General features: G+C 65.1%; 2 protein-coding genes. Both read right to left on the reverse strand.

Going from position 1 to position 2,949, the window contains the following annotated elements; all coding sequences use genetic code 11:
- Nucleotides 1–50: 50 nt before the first annotated feature.
- Nucleotides 51–1,484, reverse strand: a complete 1,434-nt coding sequence (locus GGQ66_RS22810; protein ID WP_183796021.1) for an NAD(P)(+) transhydrogenase (Re/Si-specific) subunit beta — start codon at nucleotides 1,482–1,484, stop codon at nucleotides 51–53.
- Between the two features lie 16 nt (nucleotides 1,485–1,500).
- The coding region (locus GGQ66_RS22815) for a Re/Si-specific NAD(P)(+) transhydrogenase subunit alpha (protein WP_183796023.1) at nucleotides 1,501–2,949 on the reverse strand (1,449 nt) is incomplete at its 5' end.

The following is a 2,949-nucleotide window of genomic DNA, read 5'->3' on the forward strand; positions in this document are numbered from 1 at the left end:
AATGGCCCCGGTTGTTTGTGAACCGGGGCCCTTTGTTTGAGCGGTCTGGTTCAGTCGATGAGAGGGAGGAGGGCGTCGAGGCTCTTCTTGGCGTCGCCGTAGAACATGCGGGTGTTGTCCTTGTAGAACAGCGGGTTCTCGATGCCGGAATAGCCGGTGCCCTGGCCGCGCTTGGAGACGATCACGAGCTTTGCCTTCCACACTTCGAGAACCGGCATGCCGGCGATCGGCGAGTTCGGATCGTCCTGTGCGGCCGGGTTGACGATGTCGTTGGAGCCGATGACGATGACGACGTCGGTCGAGGGGAAGTCCTCGTTGATCTCGTCCATTTCCAGAACGATGTCGTAGGGAACCTTCGCTTCGGCCAGAAGCACGTTCATGTGGCCGGGCAGACGACCGGCCACCGGATGGATGGCGAAACGCACCGTCTTGCCCGCCGCCCGCAGCTTGCGCGTCAGTTCGGAGACGGATTGTTGCGCCTGCGCCACCGCCATGCCGTAGCCCGGAACGATGATAACGCTGTCGGCATCGTTGAGGGCCGCGGCCACGCCATCGGCGTCGATGGCGACCTGTTCGCCGGAGATTTCCATCGCCGGTCCCGCCGTGCCGCCGAAGCCGCCGAGGATGACCGAAACGAAGGAGCGGTTCATGGCCTTGCACATGATGTAGGAGAGGATCGCGCCGGAGGAGCCGACCAGCGCGCCGGTGACGATCAGCAGATCGTTGCCGAGCGTGAAGCCGATGGCGGCGGCCGCCCAGCCGGAATAGGAGTTCAGCATGGACACGACGACCGGCATGTCGGCGCCGCCGATGCCCATGATGAGGTGATAGCCGATGAAGAAGGCGGCCAGCGTCATCAGGATGAGCGTCCAGGCGCCCGCGCCGTTGAAATAGGCGATGAGCAGGATGACGGAAAGAAGGGCGGCGCCGGCGTTGAGCAGATGCCCGCCGGGCAGCTTCTTCGCCTTGCCGTCCACCTTGCCGGCCAGCTTGCCGAAGGCGACGACCGAGCCGGTGAAGGTGACCGCGCCGATGAAGACGCCGAGGAAGACCTCGACCTTCATGATGGCGAGTTCCACCGCGTCCTTGTGGGCGAGGATGGCCGAGAAGCCTTCGAGCGCGGCGCGGGCCGTCTCGTCCATGGCGGCGACGCGGCCGGCCTCGACATGGGCGTTATAGCCGATGAAGACGGCGGCGAGGCCGACGAATGAGTGAAGGGCCGCGACAAGCTGCGGCATCTCGGTCATCTGCACGCGGCTGGCCACGTAATAGCCGAGGACGGAACCGCCGGCGATCATCAGCACGATGATGAACCAGTGCCCGATGCCGGGGCCGAAGATGGTGGCGATGACGGCGAGCGCCATGCCGACAATGCCGTACCAGACAGCACGCTTGGCGCTTTCCTGACCGGAAAGACCGCCGAGCGACAGGATGAAGAGGACGGCGGCGGAAACATAGGCCGCAGAAACGATACCGATGGTCATGATCGTGTTCTCCCCCTCACGACTTGCGGAACATGGCGAGCATGCGCCGGGTGACGAGGAAGCCGCCGACGATGTTGATCGTGGCGATCAGCACCGAAAGGGCCGCGAGAAGGACGACCAGTCCGTTGCCCGAACCGATCTGCAGAAGCGCGCCGAGAATGACGATGCCGGAAATGGCGTTCGTCACCGCCATCAGCGGCGTATGCAGGGAATGCGACACGTTCCAGATGACCTGGAAGCCGATGAAGCAGGCAAGCACGAAGACGATGAAGTGGCTCATGAAGCTGGCCGGCGCCCAGGCGCCGACGATGAGCAGAAGCACCGTGGCGATGGCAATCAACCCGATCTGGTTCCGCGTTTCCGCCTTGAAGGCGGCGGCCTCGGCCGCGCGCTTTTCCTCCGGCGTCGGCTCCTTCACCTTCTCCTTCGGCTTCTGGGCGGCGATCGCCTGGATCTTCGGCGGCGGCGGCGGATAGGTGATCGCGCCTTCGAAGGTGACGGTCGCACCGCGGATCACGTCGTCTTCCATGTTGTGGACGACGACGCCATCCTTGCCCGGCGTCAGGTCCGTCAGCATGTGGCGGATGTTGGTGGCGTAAAGCGTCGAGGCCTGTGCGGCCATGCGGCTCGGGAAATCGGTGTAGCCGATGACGATGACGCCACTGTCGGAGACGACACGCTGGTCGGCGACGGTGAGGTCGCAATTGCCGCCGCGTTCGGCGGCAAGGTCGATGATGACCGAACCCGGCTTCATGGCGGCGACCATATCGGCCAGCCACAGCTTCGGCGCATCGCGGCCCGGAATGAGCGCGGTGGTGATGACGATATCGATGTCGGGCGCCAGTTCGCGGAACTTGGCGAGCTGCTTCTCGCGGAACTCCGGCGAGGAGGGAGCGGCATAGCCGCCGGTCGCCGCGCCATCCTGGGCCGGGCCGTCGAAATCGAGGAACACGAACTCCGCGCCCATGCTTTCGATCTGTTCGGCCACTTCCGGGCGAACGTCGAAGGCATAGGTGATGGCGCCCAGCGACACGCTGGCGCCGATGGCGGCGAGACCCGCCACGCCCGCGCCGATGACCAGCACCTTTGCCGGCGGGATCTTGCCCGCCGCCGTCACCTGACCGGTGAAGAAGCGGCCGAAATTGTTGCCGGCCTCGATCACGGCGCGATAGCCGGCGATGTTGGCCATGGAGGAGAGCGCATCCATCTTCTGGGCGCGCGAGATGCGCGGCACCATGTCCATGGCGATGACGGTCGCGCCCTTGTCCCTCGCCTGTTCCAGAAGCGCTGTGTTCTGGGCGGGGTAGAAGAAGGAAATCAGCGTCTTGCCGGCGGACAGGCGGTCGATCTCGCCCGCTTCCGGCGGGCGCACCTTGGCGATGACGTCTACCGACGCAAAGAGGGCCTCGGCGCTGTCGACCACCTCGACGCCCGCCTTGCGATAGGCCTCGTCGGTAAAGCCCGC

It is taken from the genome of Allorhizobium borbori (assembly GCF_014196535.1).
In the GTDB taxonomy this organism is placed as follows: Bacteria; Pseudomonadota; Alphaproteobacteria; order Rhizobiales; family Rhizobiaceae; genus Ectorhizobium; species Ectorhizobium borbori.